This is a genomic window from Kaistella polysaccharea (assembly GCF_020410745.1).
GTDB classification, from domain to species: domain Bacteria; phylum Bacteroidota; class Bacteroidia; order Flavobacteriales; family Weeksellaceae; genus Kaistella; species Kaistella polysaccharea.
This window is the reverse complement of record NZ_CP084528.1, coordinates 2,245,853-2,269,554: the sequence shown is the minus strand read 5'-3', so window position 1 is coordinate 2,269,554 and position 23,702 is coordinate 2,245,853. Positions and strand designations below refer to the sequence as shown.

The following is a 23,702-nucleotide window of genomic DNA, read 5'->3' as shown; positions in this document are numbered from 1 at the left end:
CAAAAAGCACTGAGTTTTATTTATTAAAATTTAGAAACCACCTGTTCCTCCAAAGGTAAATGTGGCCGTTAAACCGCCCCGAATAGTAGAAAGCGGAAAGGCTGTAGAGATTTTATATCGGGTTAACAACTGGTCGTAGAAGAGTCTTATATTAAAGTTTTGCGACATATTGTAATCGGCAGAAAATTTAATACTCATCATTCTTTGGCCACCTGTAACCTGAGAATCATCTTGCAAAATATTGGTAATTCTGGTTTGGCTGTCTCGTAAAGAGAAGTCTCCACGAACATTTAAATCACTTTTAATCGTTCTTTGTTTTCCTTTAAAATTGAGTTTCAGTTTCAAATCCTTCAAAATATATCCAAAACCGACGATGTATTCCTTTCCAGTGTCTTCCGTTAAAGTATGGTTTACCAATCCCAGCATGAAAAGTCGGTCAGTGTTATATTGTGCGCGGAACTGCATATTATTTCGCATGGTAACATCAGCTCCGATAAGCGGTGCAAAAGCTTCTACATAACCAACCTGAGAAAAGGTATACGGATTATAGAAGTCACCAAAAGCATCACGATCTATAATTGCATTGTTTTGAATATTATAGTAATCAATACTCGACTGGATGCCTGCGGCGGTAAATGTGGAGGTATAACCATGTAAAATATCAAACTTAGAAAACTGACTGTTTATCAGCGGAATATTTTTCAATCCTGAATAAGTGACGCGCCAGTTTGGTAAAGGAAATCCAGATTTTTTAGGAGTAGTAATGGGTCCATTTGGCGATTTCCCTTCTACGGCAGCCTGAAAAGCAGGAACCAAAACATAGGCATTAGCTAAAGAATGTCCATCAGTAAAGCCATCGGCATCAATCGGCCCGCCCATCTGCTGTGAAATGACTCGCGCATTTGCAATCATATTTTCGTAGATCGTTCTACCATCCACGAAAGAAGTTCCGAAAGTCCAGGCAGTTTTTGAATAGGTGACCATGTCACTGCCGAAAGAAAATTGGAAACCATTTCCCGGATCCGAATCAGCATCCACATTATAACCACCCTGCAAGAAATTGCTGTTATAATTTTTCAGGAAATTAATATCAATTCTAAAATCATTCACTGGCATCACCTGCACATTAGCAAGGAAGTTTTGGTTTTTCATTTGCGAATAAGGATCATTCATATAATTAGAATCAGAGATCCAACCATTTTCGATAACTGTTCTTCTAATATCAGCTTGTGAACCAAGAAGGAAACCATAGGTTGGCCCACCAATATTTTGACCATAACCGTACCAGTTTGGCACACCTAATAAACCTGGTAGAACAGTGCCGTTATTCTCGTTATACGAAATGTCAAGCTGTTTAATTGAAGTTAATGCGTAAGCGACTCCCTGCATCGGATTCAACTTATTCTTAAATTTATAAATCTTGAAATTTCTCTTTTTACTTTTCTTTTGCCACGCTAAATTGTACGCATTATTTAAAGAATCAATTTCCTGTCTGCGTTTCTGCATCGTGGTATTAATCTTTTGGAAATATTTAAACTTCCCGAAAAACTTCGGAACATCCACCGTTGCTGTTGCAATAATATTATTGGTATTCTGGCCAATGCTTCCCAAACTTTCATCGCGTCCCGTGTCGGGATTTGTGAAATTGGTCATCACCGTACTTCGCGCATTCCAGTTGTAGGTAAAACCGTAACCCAATTCAGCATTAATGAAATCCAGATAAGGTAAATATTCAAATGGAAATCTGTAATTCAACTGAACACGGTGATTGTACAAAACCGGGCGACCGGCACGGAAGGGATCAGCGAAAATAGATTTGGTGTTCATATTATAAACACTCACATTATCATTTAAAGTTCGCATCGCGGAATTAATCTCCAGCTTCAATGATTTTGTAAAATTAAAACCAATACCGTATTGCCACCCAAAATAGAAATTTCTATTCCTAATCACATCAAAATCTTGTGAGGCATTCCCACCTAAAATCGCATCGATATTTCTAAATTCTAACTCGTTATAGTTACGATCGATTTCTGTGCGGAAAGATAAACGTGTTGGTACTGGATTAAAGTTAACTTCTTTTACCCAACGTAAATATTTATACGATTTCGCAGTATCGCTTATCATTTTATTAAAAGGTCGAAGAACAAATGGTTTAAAAGAGTAATTATAATCAATGTATCCTTTCAAATACTGACGGTAATTCTTTTTCGTATAAACATCTCGGAAATAATCGTCGTTGTAAATGGCAGTTACAGCAAGATTTTCGACATCGTAAAACCTCGGTTTTTTGTTCGGATTCATCCTTTCCTTCCGCATATTTACCACCCCAATACTTCTTTGCTGCGTAAAAGTTCGGGCCACTGTTTTAAGTTCTTCGCGGTTTGGCGCATTTTCAAATGTTACATCATTATCAAGTGGGTTATACTTTGGATCTTCGATGGTTTGGGTGTAGGAATAATTCACCGGAACTTTTAAACCCAATTTTTCCGGCAAGAATTTATCAACATTTACAGTCGTGTTAATGTTATAAGCAGCAAGCGTTGATTGGGCCCTTTCTGCAGGTTTTTCCGTAATTCCACCAAAACCGATGGTGGAGTAAGAAGCGTTAGCATTTACCAAAGCAAAATCTCCCAGGTTGAAATTCACACTTGCATTCCCGGCATAACCTCCTTTATTTTCAATTTCAGAAAGTCGAATTTCATTTACCCAGAGGACAACTTCTTTGCTGACAACAGAATTTTTGTTGCGAACACCCAACATAATGGTTGTCACGTTTCCTAAACTCGGGCGACCTTTGATGTAGATTTTTCTATTAGCATCCATCGATCCGTATTCCGCATCTTCTCGCCGAACATCAATTTGAGACGGGAAATTCTGATCTCTTCGTAATTTAGCATCTACAAAATTCTGAATTTCTAAATCCACGTTATTTTCAGACGGCCAAATCTCCAATGGTGATCTTGCATTTTTCGAAGTATATTTTAATGATGCTTCGTATTCGTAGTAATTATCAGTTGCATCACTTCCGAAACGGATAAAGAATTTGGTGTCATCATCATAGTTTGTCGAGTTTACATCTTTCAAATCTTCAGCATGAACGAAAAGCTCTAACTTTTTGTAGCGTCGCATATCCAAAGCCACATTTTTAAAAACTCCACGGGACGAATTTGTTTCAAGAGGAGCAGCTTTCAAATACAAAGAAGCTTCGTTTTGTCTTTGGGCTCCGGCATTTCCGCTTAGCACCTGTCTGTCAATTCCTGGAGGCAAAACGTAAGGCGGTTGGCTTAACCCATTCTCTTCTAAATTTACACTTCCTACATCTAAATTCTGATCGGTCACAAATTCAATTCCTTCCGTATCAGCGACATTGGTTGCAATATTTTTGGTATATTTTCTCCAGTCACTTCTCACCAAATCCAAAGTTCCGAAACGGATCGTAGAAGCCTGATCAAATCCAGTCAAAAGCATTCTTGCAAAACGCACATTATTTAAAATTGAGACATCAGCTTCTCCGGCTTCATTATCAAATTGAGCTACGGGAACGCGGAACAAAAACCATTTGTTATTTCCTGTTTGGCCGTTCTGAAACTTAGCTTCCACTTCTTTAACATCAACAATAAAATTCTGACCCAAAACCATATTATTCTTATCAAGATTGATGGTATATTGGTTATAGTTCTCACTTTGATCCAAATTGTAATCGCGGTTGATATCTTCACCATCCGGAGTTTGTGTGGCAACTTCCAGTGTATTGCTTTCGGAATTCCCTTCTGGACCACGGAAGTACTTGTAGCGTTCTGTTAAAGAAGCAGCCTGGTTTCCCTGAAACTGATCCGATAAATAAAACACGAAATCATCTGAGGCAGGATCTGCATTATTCGTGACCGGATTCACAAAATTGGTGCCGAATTTCGCAGCTTCTCCCTGTGCATCAAGACCATCATAACCTAAATCCTGCGCGGTTCGTTCTTCATTTTCAGTTGAGAAAGCGTAAAGCACCGGAAATTGGTTTGGCTGAACACCCCAATTTGTGGTCGTTGTATTTGCTGGAATGTTTGGTGTTGGCAACCCGTTTTCATACAAAAGTTTGCCATCTTTCAATACATCTTCCGACACATTCCCCAACTGCAATAGAAGTTTAGGTTTAGCACCCAAAGGATTTCCATCAGCATAAGGATCCATCATCCAGAATTCTACGTATTCAATATTAGAATTGGTAAAGTTAGACACCGAAATCGGACGCATTAAACCTGCCCATCTTTGCTGTGTCGTTTCTGAATTTGGATTAACATTGTAAGGTCCTCTTTCGCTCGGGAAATAACTGAGGTCAAAAGTATTGGTGAACAATTGCTCGCCCGCCACGTAATCGCGGCTATTGTACAATTCCGAAGTTTTTACCCGGCGTGAAGCATGATTGGAAACTGTCTGTGCATTAATTCCACTCGGTGCTTTGCCGCCTACGCCATAAAATCTGGGATCAATATTGTACCAGGTCAATAATCCGCGGCCATTTCCGTACGCCAAATTATCATTTAAATTTCCCGTGGAAAAAAGCGGTTCTGGATTTTTCTCCGGTTTTGAAGCTAAACTCCACATCGCGGGTTCTTTTAAGGAGATCTTCGAAGTACTCTGCTCAAAATCATCGATATATGATTGATCGCCAATTCCTTTATTCTGTCCTGGAATTAAATATGCTCCTTCTGCCAGAAAATTAAAGTTTGACGGTGCCTCTGTATTTACAAACGGAATTTTATCTGTTAACCGTGTTAAAAATGGAAGTTCATTATTATATAAAACATTAAATCCAGCCATCGTATTATTTACGGCTTCCTGTCCAAAATTTACTTTTTGCGTTAAAGGAGTTTCCGCATAGTTAACGACGGTTGCACCAACGGTGAGATGTTCATTAAATCTTCTTTCCAGATTTAAACCTAAAAATCTTTTCCGTTGTGTGTTAAAAGTTAACTGATTTTCAAGGGAAATATTTATGGCCTGGCCAGACTGTTTTACAGTTTCATTAATTATGTTTACCGTTCCCAACATATAATCGACGGTATAATCAATACCTTCCTGAAGTTGAACACCATTCGCGGTCACTTTTACTGAACCTTGCGGAACATTAATCGCACCTAAAGAAATTCCTGTACCCTGCGTCCCTCTATAACGACCTTCCATGGTATAACGCAGCGCTAAGTTATTTTGGGAAGCCACTTGTTTCTGCTGATCATAAAGTTCATTAAAAACAAATTTCGGATCATCGGTTCCTAAAACGCTTTGAAGATACGCCCCAAAAGGTTTTGCTTTCGTAAAGATGACTCGTCCGTTTTCAGAATTGACCGTGATTCCCGGCACATAATCAAAAATCCCGTCCCCAGTTTCACCAGAACCCACCTGTAAATCATTGTTCATATTAAGGCGGTCCCAATTGAACAATTTCAACAAATTGGGATTAACTTTTGAATCTGGCGCATTAACTGTCGCTGGTAAATAGTTTACTTTTCCGCCACTTTGGGGATCTCGGTAATATACATTAAGTAAAAATCCGTCTGGATTAATTTGGTTGGTGTTTAATGAATAAATATTCTTCATCATTAAATCCCACATGGGCGAAGTTGTTTTTACGGTGCTGTTCGGCTTTAAAACTTTGGTGATAAGCACAGGACTTTCTTCGGAAAACTCCCCGACTTTATACACTTTATTATCACCATTCAAAGTATAACTGTAAGAAACTGCCAAAAGCTGGTTGTCATTTAATCTTTGATTTAGCGACACATATCCCAATTGCGGATGATAGGTAAATTCGTTCTGATTTAATTTTCTTGCTTTCCGGTTAAAGATAAATTGTTCGCCGTCTACATAAGTTTCCGGAGAACCGCTGGCGTTGGGGAAAGTTTTTCCGTTGATCGCGTTGTAAGCTGTATTCACATCACGAATCATAGACCCCAAACTCACAATACTTTGGTATAAATTGTTCTGTGCATTGTCGGGAAATCCAGAAGCTCCTTCACCTAAATCTCGAATGCCGACAATTCCTTTTTGATCCTGTAAATTACCAGAACCTTGATCAAGGACCCAAGCTTCAATTCTACTGATGCTAATTCTGGAATTGATCTGTGGATAATTAATCAGCGCTTTATCGTAAGAATCGAGGAAATAATGTCCCAGATAATAATGCTGGTTATCTTCGTAATCTACCGCATTCAATTTAAAAGTGTTCATCACGCCGCCGCCTTGCGCAATGATGTTTCGCGCTTCACCTTGCTGCTGGGAAAAAACGAGAGTTCCATAAGTTTTTCCTAACTGAAATTCGGTCTTTAATCCAAACAAAGATTCGGAACCTCTTATTAAACTGGTTGATAACGGCATATTTACATTTCCGAATTCAACTCTTTTAATAATTTTATCTTCACCACTGGCATTCGGATTGTTAAGTCCTTTAGACTGCAGATCTCTCCAAGTACCTTTGGCTTGCCAGATTAGATTCATCCGGTTTTCAAATGCGAAGCCACTTTGAGTATCGTAGTTTGCTTTAAGTTGCAGATTTTCACCCACTTTCCCCAATAGACCCAATTGAATCCGCTGCTGAATATCAATAGCAAAATTAGTTCGGTTTTGCGGTAAAATTAAAGGATTATCAATTTTCTGATAAAGGCCGCCGATGTCAAAAGAAGCAAAACCCTGTGGAATAATTTCTATTTTATTGCCGCCAAATAAAGTTTCAAAAAGTTTATTTTTAATGTTTACTGTCGGCAGTAATCCCTTTTTGATGGCCTCCGTTTGGTCTTTCCGATAGCCTAAAGCATTGGTAGAGGATTTTTCTTTGTAGTAGTCACTCAGCTGATTGGTCAGCATATATTGTTGGTATTCCTCCGAAGTCATTGAGACCGGATTTCCGACCACCATGTTACCTATTTTGGGATACAGAATATACATGCCGCTAGTTACATCGTAAAATGCTTCGTAACGCATGGGATTTGGCAAAGAAAAATCCTGTCTTACGCTGGCGCTGTCGCTCGGTTTATCCTGGGCGAAAACTGACGTAAGAGAAAAAAACGTTAATAGAAATCCTAAAAGACGTTGCTGAATGAATCTTTTTCTTCCCAAATGTTAAATATTTTTTAAAATTTGTTTTACCAAATCTTCTACGGTCAAATCTGGATTTTGTTTCAGAATTCGGTCCGCAATTTTCTCGCTCATTTTCTTTGAAATACCGAGTACTTCTAAAGCTGATAACGATTCTTCCTTTACTTTATTATTTACAAATGTAGAAATATTCTCCTCAGAAACGGTGAATTTCTGGACTTTATCCCGAAGATCAACGATGATTCTTTCAGCCGTCTTCGTACCGATTCCTTTTACCTTTTGCAACATCATGCTGTTGTTCGAAAGAATCCCCGCCGCGATCTCTTGAAGAGACAAGGAAGAAAGCATAATTAAGGCTGAAACAGGCCCAACTCCATTAACGCTTATTAACAAATTAAAGAGTTCTTTTTCAGAAATTGTGTTAAAGCCGAAAAGCAAGTGTGCATCTTCCCTAATAATTTGTTGAATATTTAAGAACGTCTCTTTACCCAAAACCAACTGTTCCGAAGTTTGCAAGCTAATGCCCACAAAATATCCTACGCCCTGAACATCGACAACAACAGAGGTAGGATGCAATTGTTGCACAATTCCTTTTAACGAATAAATCATCTTTTGTGTTTTTAAAAAATACTAAGCTTTTTTCTCTTCTCTGCGTTGCGCATCAAGAACAGCAATCGTGGCCAAATTCACGATTTCATCTACGCTCGCACGCATCTGCAACACGTGAACTGGTTTTTTAAGACCCATCAAAATTGGGCCTACAACTTGTGCCACTTTTAAACCTCTGATGATTTTATAAGAGATATTTGCACTTTCTAAATTAGGAAATACAAATACATTTGCAGGCGTTGTTCCCAATTTCGAAAACGGATAATCTGAAAGATGATCACTGTCTAAAGCGAAATCTGGCTGTATTTCACCGTCGACAATCATTTTCGGAAATTTTTCGTGTAAGATTGATACGGCTTTTGCGACTTTTTGAGAAGTTTCAGATTTTCCGGCAAAGTTTTCAAAAGACAACATTGCAATTCGAGGTTCTACGGCAAAAGTTCTCACTGTCATTTCAGACATTCTCGCAATATTTACCAAATCTTCCGAAGTTGGATTTTGGTTGATGGAAGTATCTGCAAAAAAGAGGGGTTTTTTCTCGGTCATAATCATCATCATCGATGATATTTTTTCTACACCTTTTTCTTTTTCGATAATCTTTAAAATCGGTTTTAAAGTAGAAACATAATTCTTCGAGAAACCGACAATCAAAGCATCAGTATCACCATGATGAAGCATCAATGGGCCAAAATAATCACGTTGGCGAACATATCTTTTCGCCTTATATTCATTCATTCCTTTACGCTGGCGCATTTTCCAAAGAGTGTCCCGATATTTAAGTCGATTTTCTTCCTGATCTTCGCCCATTGGATCTACGATAGGTACATTCAATTCGATACCGAATTTTTTCATCTGCTCCAAAACGTATTTCTTTTCACCCAATAAAATAGGTTGCGCAATCCCTTCTTCGTAAAGAATCTGTGCGGCTTTCAAAACATTATATTCCTCTGCATTACCCAATGTAACCCTTTTCGGATTAGAGCGCGCTCTATTCTGCATCATTCGGATGAGTTTTTCATCACGACCCATTCGATCTAAAAGAGCATTTTCGTAATCTTCAAAATTTTCGATGGGCTTACCTGCTATTCCACTTTCCATTGCCGCTTTGGCAACTGCGACAGAAACGCGTGTAATTAAACGATTGTCAAACGGTTTTGGAATAAAATATTCACGACCGAAATTCAAACCTTTTAAATTATAAGCCAAGATCACGGCTTCGGGAACAGGCTCTTTTGCTAATTCTGCGATTGCATGAACGGCCGCTAATTTCATTGCTTCATTTATCCCTGTGGCTTGAACATCAAGTGCACCTCGGAAAATGTAGGGGAATCCCAGCACATTATTCACCTGATTAGGATAATCACTTCTTCCCGTAGCCATGATGGTGTCTTTTCGGGTTTCCATTGCTACGTCGTATTCAATTTCTGGATCTGGATTTGCCAAGCCGAAAACAACAGGATTTTCTGCCATTCCCAAAAGCATTTCCGTTGTCATCACATTTCCCTTAGAAAGACCAATAAAAACATCAGCACCTTGTAAAGCTTCAAGTAATGTATTGCGATCTGTATCAGCTACAAAATCTAATTTTTCTTCTGTTAAATTTTCCCGGCGTTTGTTGATGACACCTTTCGAATCGCACATTAAGATATTTTCTTTTTTCAGACCAAGTTGCACGTATAATTTTGTGCACGCAATTGCCGCTGCTCCCGCACCATTAACTACTATTTTAACCTCCTCAATTTTTTTACCTGCAATTTCTAAGGCATTCACCAAAGCTGCCGCCGAAATAATAGCTGTACCGTGCTGATCATCGTGCATCAACGGAATATTGAGTTCTTCTTTTAAGCGCTTTTCAATGTAAAAGGCTTCAGGAGCTTTAATGTCTTCCAAATTTATTCCACCAAAAGTTGGTGCAATTCCTTTTACAATTTCTATAAATTTATCAGGATCTTTTTCATTAATTTCAATATCAAAAACATTAATATCTGCAAATATTTTAAAAAGTAATCCTTTTCCTTCCATCACCGGTTTCGATGCTTCAGCACCGATATCACCAAGTCCTAAAACCGCTGTACCGTTAGATATTACAGCTACCAAATTTCCCTTTCCGGTATATTCGTAGGCAAGAGAAGGATCTTTTTCAATTTCCAGACACGGGATTGCAACTCCGGGAGAATAGGCAAGTGATAAATCGCGCTGTGAAGAATGCGGTTTGGAAGGAATTACTTCAATTTTACCTTTGGGCTCACTTCTGTGATAATCCAGTGCAGCTTGATGAAAATTGCGTTCGTCTCTATGATTTTTAGTGGACATATTTAGATTTTTTTAAAGCACCGGAAAAGAAAATCTTTCTCAGTGCCTGAATTTTTTGAATGATGACTTGATCAAATGATCAGTCCAGATTAAGAATATATTTTTTGTGATAATCAACCAGACTTTCGATCGGTTTTTGTACCACTCTTCCAATTTTTAAATTAAGTTCTGCTGCAGCAGCACGCAAAACATCTTCGTAAATAAAGGCAATGTAACCGATGAAATTAATCTTAACTTCTCTCGCTTCCGGATAAGGCAACACCTGATAATCTAAGAAATTTTTCATTTCATCAAATACCATATTTTGAAAGTAAGGATGTTCTTTTCTTTCTGCTATAAAACGGTTATAATCTCCCAGATAAGCGTTTGCTCTAGGGTTATGATACATGCTTTTAATGGCCTCATCGATAGTTAGATGGTATTTTTCGATAAATTGTTGTTCTAGATCTTCTGGTAATTTCTTCATAAAAAATCTCCGGAGCAGATGCTTTCCTAAAGCACTTCCACTGCCTTCATCACCGATTAGAAAACCTAGAGAAGGCAAATCAACGCGAATCTTATCACCATCAAAATAACAGGAATTAGAGCCTGTTCCTAAAATACAAACCATTCCGGGTTTACCATCATAGGCGGCGTAAGCGGCGGCTGTCATATCTTCTTTCACAAAAATTTCTGCTTGCGGAAAACAGATTACAAACTCATCTTTCACCTTTTTAGCATTCGCAGCTGTTCCACAACCGGAACCGTAAAAAAACAATTTCTCAATGTGATTTTTCAGAAAAAAAAGATCTTCATTCCTATCTATTTCCTGACGAATAAAATCAGGATTGATGATATTTGGATTAAAGCCTAAAGTTGTGGTCTTAAGGTGGGGCTTTCCAGAATTATCCAGAATAACCCAATCACATTTTGTAGAACCGCCGTCGATTATGGCAATCATATAATCATTGTTTAGTTTGCTAAAATATTAATTTAATTTCAAAATTTTATGCTTTGCGAAAATACGCATAATTACCGTGTCAGAGAAGAAGAGATAAAAAAAACGGACAATTGTCCGTTTTATAATATTTCCTTTAATAGTTCTTAATCAACCGCAAGCACTTCCGTAATTTCCGGAGCGAATTGCTTGACTGTATTTTCCACTCCCAATTTCATGGTTGAAAAACTCATGGGACAACCATTACAGTTTCCAATTAATTTGACCAACACCGTGTGATCGCGAACATCAATAAGCTCGATATCACCGCCGTCTTTATTTAAAAAAGGTCTTATACTTTCTAGAGCCAACAGTACTTTGGTAACTGTTTCTTCCTGTTGCAATTGTTTTTCCATCAGTTATGATATTTATTCTTCTTCATTAATTAAGAACAAATTTTTTATTATGTAAATTTTTTTATTTCTTTGGTGAACATCCTGCCATGGTCGTAATTTTTACGGCTTCTGTAGCGGGCATATTTTTATTTCGCTCTACCAAACTCTCAATCATCTTTTGCGTGGTATCGTAATAAACTTTAGAAATTGGAGAATTTTCCTGCAATGCAGCAGGTCTTCCGACATCACCAGATTCACGAATGCTTTGCACCAAAGGAATTTCACCTAAAACTGGAATTCCCAAATCCTCCGCTAAATACTGCGCACCCTGATTTCCAAAAATATAATATTTATTATCCGGCAATTCTTCTGGAGTAAAATACGACATATTTTCGATTAAACCCAAGACCGGAATATTGATGCTTTCCATCTGGAACATGGCAATCCCTTTTCGTACATCGGCAAGTGCTACATGTTGTGGCGTACTTACGATTACGGCACCCGTAACGGGAACTTCCTGAATAATGGATAAATGAATATCTCCTGTACCTGGCGGAAGATCAATGAGTAAAAAATCAAGCTCACCCCAGGCAGCATCACGAATCATTTGGTTCAATGCTTTCGAAGCCATTGGTCCACGCCAAACCACAGCCTGATTTGCACCCGAAAAATAACCAATTGAGAGCATTTTTACACCGTAATTCTCGACTGGTTTCATGAGTGATTTCCCATCAACTTCTACAGTAATAGGCTTCGCACCTTCAGTATCTAACATGGTTGGAATTGAAGGTCCATAAATATCGGCATCTAAAATTCCGACCTGAAATCCCATTTTTGCCAAGGTCACTGCAAGATTTGCAGCGACTGTAGATTTTCCTACACCTCCTTTTCCGGAAGCTATTGCTATTATATTTTTAATTCCGGGAATTTGTTTTCCTTTGATTAAGTTTTGTTGAACCTCGGAAGGTTCGGGAGAAGAGATCTTTAATTTTAAAACTACTTCTGCGCCGAATTCAGAAGCAAACGCCTGTTTCATAGCGGCTTCTAATTTTTTCTTTTCGTGCATTGCAGGTGAATGCGCGGTCATATCAATGTACACATCGTTTCCCATCACCTGGAAATTATGTACCAAATCATCTACTTCTATTTCTTTCAGGAAGTCCTGAACTTTTGCTTTCGTCAACATAATTCTTTATAAAAAATTGATTGTCAAATTTAAGGAATATTTTCTTATTTAGAATGATTAAAATTTATTGATAAACGTCATATAATATTTCGACCATTTTTTTTAATATCTTCACTACTCTATTTTTTTTACAATGAAAAAACTTTCAAGCCTTCTTTTTCTACTCGCTTCTTTAAGTATTAATGCGCAAAATTTCGTGCAATATGTAAATCCTTTTATCGGAACTGGTGGTCACGGACACACTTTTCCTGGTTCTACAGTGCCTTTTGGTATGGTTCAACTGTCACCAGACACGAGAATTGATGGAAGTTGGGACGGTTGTAGTGGCTATCATTATTCTGATAAAATTATTTATGGTTTTTCACATACTCACTTGAATGGTACAGGCGTTTCCGATTACGGTGACATTTTGTTAATGCCGACCATGGGAACACCGAGTTTAGACTTTAAAGAATATTCTTCGGAGTTTTCCCATCAAAACGAAAAAGCGAGTGCCGGATTCTACGAGGTTAAATTAGATAAATTTGATATTGACGTGCGATTAACCTCCACAAAGCGTGTTGGATATCATGAATATACTTTTAATAAAGAGGGAAATGCAAATATCATTTTAGACTTAAATCACCGCGACAAATTATTAGAAGGCGAAATACGAATTATTGATTCCAAAACAATCGAAGTTTTTCGAAGAAGTGAAGCTTGGGCAACAAACCAGTACATTTTTGCAAGAGTTGAATTTTCTAAACCCATGAAGATTTCCGCGTCAAAAAAGGATCAATCAACCTTATCAACTTTTTCCGGACAAAACTTAGCGCTGGCTTTTTCAACCTCAGTAAAAAAAGGCGAAAAAATTTTAATAAAAGTCGCGCTTTCCCCAACTTCATATGAAGGAGCTGAAAAAAACATGCTGGCGGAAGGCAAATCGAGTGATTTTGACTTTGTTAAAAAAAATGCAGAAAATGATTGGAATAAAGAACTTTCTAAAATAGAAGTTAGTTCGGATGATCAAGACAAACTTTCGGTTTTTTACACCGCATTGTATCATACGATGATGCAGCCGAATCTTGCAATGGACACTGATGGGAAATACCGCGGCCGCGACAATAAAATTCATACTGCGGAAGGTTTCGATTATTACTCGGTCTTTTCTTTGTGGGACACTTTTCGGGTGTATCATCCTCTGATGACTTTAATTGATAAAAAAAGTACTTCAGATTTCATCAATACTTTTATTAAGCAATTTGAAGAAGGTGGCAGATTACCCGTTTGGGAGCTGGCAAGCAATGAAACTTTCTGTATGATTGGTTATCACTCTGTTTCTGTAATTGCAGATGCGATGGCAAAAAATATTAAAGGGTTCGATTATGAAAAAGCGTATGAAGCTGCGAAGAAATCTGCAATGGAGGATCATTTCGGCTTAAATGCCTACAAACAAAATGGCTACATCAGCGTTGAAGATGAACATGAAAGTGTTTCAAAAACTTTAGAATATGCGTATGATGATTGGTGTATCGCGCAGATGGCTTTAATTTTAAATAAAAAAGAAGATTACGCCTATTTTATGAAACGGTCGCAATCCTGGAAAAACCTCTATAATCCAGAGACTGGTTTTATGCAAACCCGAAAAAACGGAAGCTGGCTGCAACCATTTGAACCAAGAGAAGTCAATAATAATTTTACGGAAGGAAACTCCTGGCAATATTCCTTTTTTGTTCCTCAAGATATTGAGGGACTTATAAATTTTCACGGAGGAAAACAAAAATTTGAAAAATTTCTGGACGGACTTTTTTCTGCTGACGAAAAAACGACAGGACGTGAGCAGGTCGATATTACAGGATTGATGGGTCAATACGCTCATGGAAATGAACCGAGTCATCATATCGCATATCTTTATAACAAGGTAGGAAAACCGGAAAAAACCGTGGAAAAGGTGAAATTTATTCTTGATAATTTTTATAAAAATTCCCCCGATGGTTTAATAGGAAATGAAGATTGTGGACAAATGAGCGCTTGGTTTGTCTTGAGTTCAATGGGAATTTATCCGGTAACGCCAGGGGAAGTTGGGTGGGAAACTACAACACCTTATTTCGAGAAAGTGAAAATTAATTTTGAGGATGGAACTTCTAAAATCATTACACCAAATACTCCAAAAAGTGAACTTAAAAATGTAGGTTTTGAAAACATTAAAAAAGTAGAGCCTCCAAAATTTATTGATCTGGTAGCGGTTCCCGTGATTGAATCCTCAAGTCCTGTATTCGATAAAGCGATTACCGTAAAAATAAAAGCTTTAAATAAGAATGACCAACTTTTTTATATGACTTTAGATGAAGATGATGCGAATGTTAGAAAACGTTTTATTCCATATAAGAAGCCTTTTCGAATTTCAAAGACTACGACGGTTTCTGCCTACGCAGAGAATAAAGGAGAAAAAAGTGCTGTAGTCACTGCTATTTTTAACAGAAAACCGAATAATTGGTCCATCGAGACAAAATCTAAGTATACTCAACAATATGACGCTGGAGGAAAAGAAGGTTTAATTGATGGCATTTTCGGCGATGAAAATTGCCGCAAAGGAAACTGGCAAGGTTACCAAGCGCAGGATTTTGAGGCAGTTATCGATTTAAAAACACAAAGAAATATCAAAGAGATTTCTTCCCGCTATCTTCAGGACAGCCGAAGTTGGATTTTAATGCCTGTTCAGGTTGAGTATTATTTGTCCTCAGACAACAAAGTATTTTTTAAAATTGCCACCGTACAAAATATGTTGGATCCTAAAATTACGGAAAACACAGTTCGGGAATTTAAAGCTGAAATTTTACCGACCGAAGCAAGATATCTTAAAATTGTCGCAAAGAACTTTGGCAAACTTCCGGAATGGCATCAAGGTTATGGTGATGACGCCTATATTTTTGTAGATGAAATTATGGTGAAGTAAAACGCAGCTTAATTTATTAGAAAAGGAAAAGCCAGCTTTCTGAAGCTGGCTTTGTTATATTGTAGAAATGAAAATTCATTTATAAATCTCCGCCGTGATTATCGAGTTGTCCTTCCCATTTCGAAACTGCTGAGGTCGCTAAAGCGTTACCCAAAACATTGGTCATACTTCTTCCCATATCGCAGAAATGATCAATTGGTAAGATCAAAGCAATTCCTTCTGGTGGAATTCCGAACATGGTGCAAGTTGCAACGATGATTACCAAACTCGCTCTTGGAACTCCGGCAATTCCTTTTGAAGTGAGCATTAAAACCAAAAGCATAATAACTTGTTGACCTAAAGACATATCGATACCGTAGATCTGCGCGATAAAGATCGCTGCAAAAGTCATGTACATCATACTTCCGTCCAGGTTAAAGGAATAACCTAAAGGTAAAATAAAGGATACAATTCTATTGTTACAGCCGAATCGCTCTAACTCTTCAACCAATTTCGGGAACACCGCTTCGGAACTTGTCGTGGAAAAGGCGATGAGTAAAGGTTCTTTAATTCTTCTTAAAAGTTCAAATAATCGGTTTCCTAAAATCAAATATCCGACAATGCAGAGAATTAACCATAAAACGCCAAGTGCAAAGAAGAAATCACGAAGGTAAATCGCGTAGACTTTAAAAATATCAAATCCATTGGTTGCTACTACGGCTGCAATTGCGCCCAATACTCCAAATGGTGCAAACCACATAATGTAGCCCACCATTTTCAAGATGGCGTGTGCACAAATGTCTAAAGCACGAACGATCGGCTTGGTATATTCTTCGCCCATATTAGCCAATGCAACACCAAACATAATGGAGAAAACTACGATTTGTAAAACTTCATTGGTGGCAAAAGCTTCAAATAAACTTTTGGGGATTACATGATTTACAAACTGCTCCAAAGAAAGTCCCTGACTTGTTGCAACAACATCTCCAGCGGCATCAACTGCAGGTTTTTCCAGCTGCATTACCAAACCTGGTTCTAACCAGTTTACAAAAGCAAGTCCTATAAAAAGAGATACTAAAGAGGCAGTAATAAACCAAAGCATTGCCTTGGTGCCAACGCGCCCAATCATTTTAAGATCACTCATTTTCGCGATACCTACTACTAAAGTTGTAAAAACCAGCGGTGCAATAATCATCTGCACCAAACGGATAAAAATAGTTCCTAAAAGTTTAATATTTTTTGAAAATTCCGGAGCGCTTTCCGGATATTTGGTATGGACAACACCGCCCATAACAACACCTAAAATTAAGGCAATAATAATGGCGATAAACAGTTTGTTTTGACCTTTCATAAGGGAGTTTTTAATGTAAGAATACAAATATAGTTTATTTTGTTAAAAAGATTTAACATTCTTTTAAGAGACAAGCGATTGACGTACATATTTTACATTCCTGATTTAGTTCTCGAAACAAAAGGCAAGCGATTAACTCACTTTTTTACGATTTCATTTGAATCATCGAAGCTCTGGACAAGCGATTGTAGTGGAAATCCTTTTTTCGCGAAGGGAAAGCGTGGCAAAAATGATTGCAACGGAAAGCGCGGTCCCGACACAAAATTCGAAAGGATAATGCGGTGGAAAATTTGGTGGCGGGATGGCCCACAAAAAAACCCCTGACTGCTCAGAGGTTTAAAAATTCTATAAAGTTGTAATTATGCCTGCAAATATCTTGCGTATGCATAACCTTCTTCACCGCCGGAAGTTTTTACCTTCCACCATTCATCTGAAGTTTGCTCTACCAAAGTTACAATTTCGCCTTTTGCAGCTTTACCAACAACGGAAGCATCTGTAGATGGCTCTTGTCTGATATTAAGGTTAGAAGATTCGGTATTTACGGTTAAAGTAGATCCTGCTGATAATCCTCCGACCTGCACATCTAAATTAATGTCGGATGCAGAATATGTAGAATCAATTGAACCTAAGGCATTCCAAACCGCATCTTTCGCTGCTGAATTTATAGCGCTCCCAGATACGTAAAGAATTCCGTTTTGTTCTGAAACTTTCATATTTTCAATCCCTGCAGACTGTGCTGCAGCAATTACACTGGCGTATTTATCTTGTAATGTACTCATGCTTCTTATTTAACAGTATAATTATAATTTACTTTTCCTACTTTCATTCCGTCTACAGATTCTTTAATTTTTCTGGCTTGTACGGGAGAAACATTTCCAGTTAAAGTTAATTCACCATTTACCACTTCTGCTTTTACTGAGGGGAAATCTTTCAAGGCATCATCAACTTTTTGTTTTACCATCGGATCAACCGCATCTACAGTTTCTACGACAACTGGAGCGACCGTGGACATGTCCATAACGTCTTTAACACCAGGAATTGCTTTAAGAGAAGCAATCATATTATCTTTAGAAGCTTGATCTTCAAATGTCCCGCTTAAATGTGCTGTACCATCTTTAACTTCTACAGAAGCATTAGGATTAGAAGTCACTACAGTGGTCGCCTGAGTTTGAAGCTCTGCATCAGTTACTTTCTTTTCACAAGAAATTGAACCGAACGATACGGTAAGCGCCAAAGCAGCGAGTGCAATTGTTTTTTTCATAGTTAATATATTTAACGTTAATAATTAGTCTCAAATTTAATAATAAATAGATCGATAGTTTCGTAAAGAATTATAAATTTTTCTTAAAGTTAGAAATTTTATGTTGATTCTAATTGTTTTTCTTACCTATTCACACCAAATATAGTGCATTTTAAATAACGGGTTTTCGGGATCGGAAAGTTAAATTGATTCGTGAAGTTTGTACTTTTTTGGAGGGCGGTAAACTATGGAGCCAATGTTTTTGAGTTTCGCCTTTCATCACCATTAAGCTCCCATTTTCTAAGATAAAATCCAACTTTTCTTTCGTAACCTTATGCTTGAAAACAAACTTTCTTGCAGCACCAAGACTCAAGGAAGCGATTGCACTGTTTTGAAGAAGATCATCTTCGGCATCGCTGTGATAACCCATTCCTTCCGTACCGTCATGGTATAAATTTAAAAGACAGGAATTGAATTTTTCACCCGTAATGTCTTCCACCAGATTTTTTAGCTTTAATAATTCCGGGTACCACACCACAGCCGTTTTTTTAATTTTTGAATACGTGTAATCCATTTCATCGTCAGCGTACCAAGCAATTTTTCGCTTCGTGACGATTCTTTTTCCAAACATCAATACTTCATCATTTTTCCAAGCGGTCTTTTTGAATAAAGTTTCAAAATAAGACACTGCTTCATCACCCGTAAAAATTTTTCCGTAATAATTTACAGTTCCATCATAAGGTAGTAAATTGATCGTGGGATCGGCTTGATGTTCAAATAATTCCATTCTCTAAATTTTGGAGATAAAATCTCATATTTTTTGCTAAATTCGTTCAAAATTATTTTCATGAAAAAAATATTCCAAATTTTTCTGGCCTTTTACTTTGTAGTGGGTTTTGCCCAAAACAGACCAGATAACAATTTTGTAAAAGAAAATTTTACGAAAAAAGAAGTTTATATACCCATGCGCGATGGCGTAAAACTATTTACTTCCGTTTATATTCCCAAAGATATTTCTAAAAAAAATAAATATCCATTTCTAATGCAGCGCACCTGCTATAGTGTGGCGCCGTATGGGGAAAATGCTTACCGCTCATCGCTTGGACCTAATAAATACTTAATGAAAGACAAATATATATTTGTTTACCAAGATGTTCGTGGCAGATATATGAGTGAAGGAACATTCACCAACATGACACCGCAAGTTGTGCATAAAACCAAAAAAGATGTTGATGAAAGTACGGATACGTACGACACTATCGCGTGGTTACTGAAAAACTATCCAGACAATAATGGGAAAGTGGGTCAATATGGAACGTCTTATCCAGGTTTTTATACAGCGGCTGGAGCATTATCTGAACATCCTGCGCTGGTTGCCTCCTCCACAGGCGCCGATTTCTGATTTTTGGAATGACGATTTCTTACACAATGGTAGATTTATGCTTGGATATTTCAGAACATTTCCTGTTTTTGGAATTCAAAAAACAAAACCAGAAAACAAGGAATGGTATATGGACACTTTTGTTAAACAAACCTCTGAAGATGGTTTACAATTTTACCGTGACATGGGAACTTTGAAAGATGGTTATGAAAAATACTATAAAGACAATTTTTTTATGACCGAAATTATGAATCACCCGAACTATGATGAATTTTGGCAGAAGAGAAGTTTGCTTCCACACCTTAAAAACATCAATCATGCGGTAATGACAGTTGGCGGCTGGTTTGATTCGGAGGATTTATCGGGACCTTTAAATATTTATAAAACGATAGAAAAAACAAGTCCGAAAGCAAAAAACACTCTTGTTATGGGTCCTTTTTCCCATGGTCAATGGTCCAGAGAAAGTGGCAAACATTTCCATAATGACATTTACTTCGGAGACAGTATTTCAACTTATTATCAAACTAAATTAGAGACGCCATTCTTTCAACATTATTTAAAAGAAAATTCAAAAACAGATGCTGGACTACCAGAAGCTACTCTTTTTGATACCGGAAAAATGCAATGGCAAGAATTCGCTGCATATCCGCCGAAAAATGTTGAGAAAGTACAGTTTTATCTGGCCGATGGAACGCTAAAAGATAAAGCATCACCAAGCTTTTCGGAATATTACAGTGACCCCAACAATCCAGTTCTAAGTTCAGACAATTTAAAAGATTTTAATGGTTTTACACCGCGCAATTATATGAGTGAAGATCAACGGTTCGCTGTAGGTAGACCAGATGTGTTAACTTTCACTACTGATGTACTTACTGATGATATCACATTTGCGGGAGAGATTCTGGCGAAATTGAATATTTCTTCCACTTCTGATGATGCCGATTTTGCCGTAAAATTAATAGACGTGTATCCGGAGAATTTTGTTCCCGCCGAGAAAAAAGAAGGCGTTGTATATGGCAATTACCATCAAATGGTTAGAAGCGAAATTATGCCTGCACGTTTTAGAAATTCCAGAATGAAACCTGAAGCTCTTGTTCCGAACGAAAAAACATCTGTTGATGTAAAGCTGCAGGATGTGCTTCATACTTTTAAAAAGGGACATAAAATTCAAATTCAGATTTCAAGCACGTGGTTTCCATTATTTGCAGTGAACCCACAAAAGTTTCTGGATAATCCTACCTTTGCCACGAAAGATGATTATACCAAAGCATTTATTAAAATATTTGGAGACAGTTCTTTAGAAGTAAGCGTTCTAAAGTAACTAAAGTTTAGTTCATAATAAAAGACCAAAACAAATAATTGTTTTGGTCTTTTTAATTTTTAAAGAAGTCGATTTTTAAAATAAACTTATATAAATTCTTAACTCTTACAACTCGACATTGATCACTGTGAATTTTAAGTTATAACGAATCCATCAATTCATCGGTAATTTCCATGTTATGATACACGTTCTGAACATCGTCATCTTCTTCGAATCGCTCCAGCATTTTCATGTTTATTTTAAACTGGTCTGCTGTAACTTCTTTGGTGTTATTGGGAATTCGCTGAACATCTGCGCTTTTCGGTTCAATATTAAGTTCATGCAGCTTATGTGAAAGCATTCCAAAGTCTTCAAATGCAGTGGTAATAAAAACCTCTTCTTCATCTTGATCTATTTCCTCCGCACCAGCATCAATCATTTCCATTTCAAAATCGTCCCATTCTGTTTTTATTAAAGAACGGTCTAAAGAAAAGACACCTTTTCTATCGAAAATAAAGGCGAGTTCCCCATTTTTTCCAAGATTTCCATCAAACTTATTGAAAATTGCACGAACGTTTGCCACCGTTCTCGTCGGGTTATTGGTCGTACAATCAACGAAGAATGCTACTCCGCCCTGTCCGTACCCTTCGTAGGTGATTTCTTCATACTGCTCAGCATCTGCACCGCTTGCTTTTTTAATGGCTCGCTCTACATTATCCTTCGGCATATTTGCACCTTTTGCATTCTGGATACATCTTCTTAAACCAGGATTAGAATCGGGATCAGGACCACCAGCTTTTACCGCCAGAGCGATGTCTTTACCAATTTTTGAAAAAGTTTTGGCCATCTTATCCCAGCGTGCCATTTTAGAAGCTTTTCTATATTCGAATGCGCGTCCCATATTCTTTGATTTTAATGATTGCAAAAATACAAATTAGTTTACAAAAAAACACCCCCGTTAAACGAGGGTGTCAATTTATTTAGATAAATAATTAATTAATTATTTTCTTTTCTTAGTTGATTTTTTAATTACAACATCAGATTTTTTGTAAGTAGCCCATTCAGTAGCATCTTCGATAGCTCTAACTACTACTTTTCTGTCTTGTTGTCTTTCAGCATCAGAAGCATTTTCTGGCACTACAGCTTTAGATTCACCTACACCGATGGATTTTAAAGCAGATGCATCAACACCTCTAGAGTCAAGAGCGTTTACTACAGAAGCAGCTCTTCTTCTTGAAAGGTCTAAGTTATAAGCTTCAGAACCTTTTTTATCAGTTTGACCTTCTAGTAAATAATTACCTCCGTCAGTTTTGATAAGCGTTGCAGCAGCGTCTAATCTATCACCTGATTCAGCTTTGATTGTAGCTTTGTTGAAATCGAAATAAATATTTTTCAATTCACCTTCTACTTCAGTAGCCGTTACAGATTTAGGTTTTGGACAACCGTTATATTGTGCAAGACCTGGAACTGTAGGACAAGCGTCATCTTTATCTAGAACACCATCGCCGTCAGTATCTGGCCAAGGACATCCGTTGTTTTCAGCTGGACCAGCAACTTCTGGACAAGCATCATCTTTGTCAACTACACCATCTCCGTCAGTATCTGGCCAAGGACAACCGTTGTTTTCAACTGGACCTGCAACATCTGGACATTGATCATCGATATCTGGAACTCCGTCACCATCAGTATCAGGACAACCTTGGAATTCAACTAATCCTGGAGTATCAGGACATCTGTCATCTTTATCTAAGATTCCGTCTTTGTCTCTGTCCATGTTACCAAATCTGAATAACAATGAAGCAGAAGCTTGCCAAAAGTTAGGAATTGTAGATTTATTAGCAGGAGTAGAAACATAATCTCCTTGAAGACCTAGACCAAAGCCTTTAGTAATCCAGAAGTTTGATCCAACACCAGTTGCTAATGCGAAGTGATTAGCTCCTACATTTTTACCATCCTCATCTAAAGCATTTGCAGCTCCAGAGTAGTCATGTCTTAAGTAGTTAGCACCTGCTCTCAAATACGGGTCAAACCAAGATTCTTCGTTCCAAAGACCGTTGAATTTGAATTGTAGACCTAAACCAGTCATTAGGAAAAATTCTTTTCCCATACCAATTCTCATATTGTCAACATTTCCAACTGAAGTTTGCCAATCAAGAACCAAATATTGGTTCAAGTTTCTAGCAACAGTTAGCTTGGAAAGAGGAGGTGTAATTGTAAAATTGTTAATATTATACAATTGACCTTGATCTCCACCACCGAAAGCAGTTGAGAATACATCTCCAGCTTTTCCTCCAGCCGCAGCGTGGTTTACTCCGTGAGCACCAACTCCGATTAACCACGGATTGTTGGTAGTCTGAGCGAACACAGTAGAGGCAACAGTTAGTGCCAATGCTGAAATTCCTAATTTTAGATTTTTCATAGAATTAAATGATTAAATAATTGATAATGCAAAATAAATGTAAATTTTCTTTATAAACAAAGATTTGTAGTCTTTATTTAACTTTTCTTTAATATTCTGTCTAAATTTCTTTTGTTTTCTCTATTTTTTATGCTTTCGCGTTTATCGTAGAGTTTTTTTCCGCGTCCGAGTGCAATAAGAATTTTGGCTTTTCCCTTCTCATTTATATAAAGTTTTAAAGGAACAATCGTATTTCCAACATCTTTTAGTTTTTTTTCAAACTTCTGCATTTCTCGTTTGTGCAACAGCAACTTCCGTTCCCTTTTTGTTTTATGATTGTAATATGTTCCCAATTTATACTCATCAATCATCATGTTGATGATGTACAATTCTCCATCAATAAACTGGCAAAAAGACTCTGTTATACTCGCCTTAGAAGACCGTAAAGATTTTATTTCTGTACCGGTAAGTACCATGCCTGCTTCGATTTCATCAAAAATCTCAAATTCGAAACGGGCTCTTTTATTATAAATAGCAATCGATTTTTCAATTTTCATATTGATGATATTTCATTTTTTATTTTTCGTTAAAATTTATAAAATTTTAACATGAG

Annotated in this window: 14 protein-coding genes and 1 pseudogene; 2 read left to right on the top strand and 13 right to left on the bottom strand. The window is 37.3% G+C overall.

What is annotated here, in order from left to right; translation table 11 throughout:
- Positions 1–30: 30 nt before the first annotated feature.
- The 6 genes from sov to LC814_RS10510 all read right to left on the bottom strand — a co-directional run bounded on the left by sov (position 31) and on the right by LC814_RS10510 (position 12,505).
- Entirely contained in the window at positions 31–7,089 is a 7,059-nt protein-coding gene (gene sov, locus LC814_RS10535; protein WP_445991629.1) for a T9SS outer membrane translocon Sov/SprA, read from the bottom strand.
- A gap of 21 nt (positions 7,090–7,110) precedes the next feature.
- On the bottom strand, positions 7,111–7,695 hold the full coding sequence (gene ruvA / locus LC814_RS10530) for a Holliday junction branch migration protein RuvA (RefSeq protein WP_226063886.1): 585 nt from the start codon (positions 7,693–7,695) through the stop codon (positions 7,111–7,113).
- A 21-nt stretch (positions 7,696–7,716) separates the two neighbouring features.
- On the bottom strand, positions 7,717–10,008 hold the full coding sequence (locus tag LC814_RS10525) for an NADP-dependent malic enzyme (protein WP_226063885.1): 2,292 nt from the start codon (positions 10,006–10,008) through the stop codon (positions 7,717–7,719).
- A 79-nt stretch (positions 10,009–10,087) separates the two neighbouring features.
- Entirely contained in the window at positions 10,088–10,948 is an 861-nt protein-coding gene (locus LC814_RS10520) for a BadF/BadG/BcrA/BcrD ATPase family protein (RefSeq protein WP_226063884.1), read from the bottom strand.
- Positions 10,949–11,091: 143 nt separating this feature from the next.
- On the bottom strand, positions 11,092–11,340 hold the full coding sequence (locus LC814_RS10515; protein WP_226063883.1) for a NifU family protein: 249 nt from the start codon (positions 11,338–11,340) through the stop codon (positions 11,092–11,094).
- 61 nt (positions 11,341–11,401) lie between these two features.
- Positions 11,402–12,505, bottom strand: coding sequence for an Mrp/NBP35 family ATP-binding protein (locus LC814_RS10510; protein ID WP_226063882.1), 1,104 nt, complete (start codon positions 12,503–12,505; stop codon positions 11,402–11,404).
- A gap of 133 nt (positions 12,506–12,638) precedes the next feature.
- Between LC814_RS10510 and LC814_RS10505 the strand changes: the two genes are divergently transcribed.
- Positions 12,639–15,440 carry a GH92 family glycosyl hydrolase gene (locus LC814_RS10505; protein ID WP_226063881.1) on the top strand — a complete coding sequence of 934 codons (2,802 nt, stop codon included), beginning with the start codon at positions 12,639–12,641 and terminating at the stop codon, positions 15,438–15,440.
- Positions 15,441–15,519: 79 nt separating this feature from the next.
- On the opposite strand, the gene LC814_RS10500 is transcribed toward LC814_RS10505, so the two are convergent.
- The 4 genes from LC814_RS10500 to LC814_RS10485 form a co-directional block, all read right to left on the bottom strand.
- Positions 15,520–16,770 (bottom strand): dicarboxylate/amino acid:cation symporter, encoded by a 1,251-nt coding sequence (locus LC814_RS10500; protein ID WP_226063880.1) that lies wholly within the window; start codon positions 16,768–16,770, stop codon positions 15,520–15,522.
- Positions 16,771–17,129: 359 nt separating this feature from the next.
- A complete protein-coding gene (locus tag LC814_RS10495) occupies positions 17,130–17,549 on the bottom strand; it encodes an SH3 domain-containing protein (RefSeq protein WP_226063879.1) in 420 nt (139 codons plus the stop codon).
- A 5-nt stretch (positions 17,550–17,554) separates the two neighbouring features.
- A complete protein-coding gene (locus LC814_RS10490; protein WP_226063878.1) occupies positions 17,555–18,031 on the bottom strand; it encodes a BON domain-containing protein in 477 nt (158 codons plus the stop codon).
- 151 nt (positions 18,032–18,182) lie between these two features.
- Positions 18,183–18,797, bottom strand: coding sequence for an alpha-ketoglutarate-dependent dioxygenase AlkB family protein (locus tag LC814_RS10485; RefSeq protein WP_226063877.1), 615 nt, complete (start codon positions 18,795–18,797; stop codon positions 18,183–18,185).
- 60 nt (positions 18,798–18,857) lie between these two features.
- On the opposite strand from LC814_RS10485, the pseudogene LC814_RS10480 reads away from it, so the two are divergent.
- Positions 18,858–20,712: pseudogene (locus tag LC814_RS10480) on the top strand (CocE/NonD family hydrolase).
- Positions 20,713–20,851: 139 nt separating this feature from the next.
- Here the strand turns inward: LC814_RS10480 and LC814_RS10475 are convergent.
- The 3 genes from LC814_RS10475 to smpB form a co-directional block, all read right to left on the bottom strand.
- Complete coding sequence (locus LC814_RS10475) at positions 20,852–21,592, bottom strand: YebC/PmpR family DNA-binding transcriptional regulator (protein ID WP_226063876.1); 741 nt, start codon at positions 21,590–21,592, stop codon at positions 20,852–20,854.
- Positions 21,593–21,691: 99 nt separating this feature from the next.
- Positions 21,692–23,110, bottom strand: a complete 1,419-nt coding sequence (locus LC814_RS10470; RefSeq protein ID WP_226063875.1) for an OmpA family protein — start codon at positions 23,108–23,110, stop codon at positions 21,692–21,694.
- A gap of 77 nt (positions 23,111–23,187) precedes the next feature.
- Entirely contained in the window at positions 23,188–23,646 is a 459-nt protein-coding gene (gene smpB / locus LC814_RS10465; protein WP_226063874.1) for an SsrA-binding protein SmpB, read from the bottom strand.
- Positions 23,647–23,702: the final 56 nt, after the last annotated feature.